Origin of the sequence: Armatimonas sp. (assembly GCF_031410135.1) — a bacterium.
GTDB lineage: Bacteria > Armatimonadota > Armatimonadia > Armatimonadales > Armatimonadaceae > Armatimonas.
The window spans coordinates 1-1,390 of sequence record NZ_JANNYP010000086.1; the positions used below are offsets into that span (position 1 = coordinate 1).

The window sequence follows — 1,390 nt, forward strand, 5'->3', positions numbered from 1 at the left end:
GCTTTTTCTTCGGGCGCTGCTCAAAGATGCTAACGAGGCAAGGCGGCGGTTTTTGTGCGATACCGACCTGATCCCGGTATTTCCGCAAGGCGACCCACAGCACGACCGATACTTACGGGCACGGGAGAAGAAGCAGGCGGCTTATGGTAGAACGAATCCAGAGAAGACGGGTGTGGCGGCTCCGCGTGGTTTTTTGCAGCTGCCGCTTGAGGGAAACTATCCCGACCTGCCCCCCGTTAGAGATCGTGATGAGAAGGCAACCCCTGAGATGGTAGAGCGCGACTGGGCTTACGACGACTCCACCTTGCTACGCGAGGAGCTACAGGAGGTGCGTCAGACACGCCAAGAGCTAGAGCAGAGCGGCGATACGCGCTTCTCGGTTCGTCTCTGGCTCGACTCCCTTGCCGCTCAAGAGTCGCGCTTGATGCGTCGCCTGCGGGCGATAGAGTTTCTTGAGGTGGCGGGGACAGACCAGGACGGTGAGATTTTATGGGAGGGTGCGGCGGCGGCAAATCAGCGGATGGACTTTGGGGTGCTGGCCGAGCTACTCCGTAATATCCAGACTATCGTCAAGCGCCTCACGCCAAGTCAGTCGTTCACGCTCCAGGCAGGCGTTCCTCAGCCCGGCTCGTTTCGCATTCCGTTCTACCTGGTGCCTGAAGCCGAGGCCGAGACGGGGCAGGCCACACTGCTTGAGATTGCCCCTGAGAATCCCGCCGATCTCTTTGCCCAGATGCTTGACGACGACGCGACCCACGATCAGATCAGCAGTCACCTCACCAACGACACCGTGCGCCGCAGCTACGTCCAAGTGATGAAGCACGTCGCCGCCAACGGGCTTGTGATGGAGTTTCGCACCCGGCACCTGCCCGGCGGCGGTGTGCTCACCCCCAAGCACGCCACCGAGCGCCAGGTATGGTTCGATGACTCGCACACGAAAGTGGAGAACATCGTGCTGACAGGTGAGCTCCAGACCGGCACTATCGTCGCAGGCTCCTGCAAGATTCTCAGTAGCAACGGGGAGAAGCCCTACACGCTTCGAATAGACAAAGCGCGCGCCCTCCAGCTCCGAGGCATCCCGCTCGCCGCTCTCGTCCGTGCCAGCGTCGAGCGTATCACTACCACTCACCCGGACTTCGACCGCCCCCGAATCGTCCATCGCCTCACGCACATCGAGAGGCTAGATACGCCGGGTCTTTTTGGCTAGGATTCCCTTGTCTAGGGTATTATGCCTTGGCAATCAGGGAAGAAACAAGCAGTGAAAAATCGAGTTTACTCTGAGCCTTTGAGGCTTGTGACCAGATAGGAATGATAGTGAAAAAGCATAAACTCGTTTCGCTTTTTAGCGGCGGTGGTGGTATGGATTTAGGTTTGGAAGCGGCAGGGTTCG

General features: G+C 58.8%; 1 protein-coding gene. It reads left to right on the forward strand.

The features are described from left to right. The coding region (locus tag RMO15_RS03235) for a hypothetical protein (RefSeq protein WP_309707744.1) at positions 1-1,207 on the forward strand (1,207 nt) is incomplete at its 5' end. Positions 1,208-1,390 lie beyond the last annotated feature (183 nt).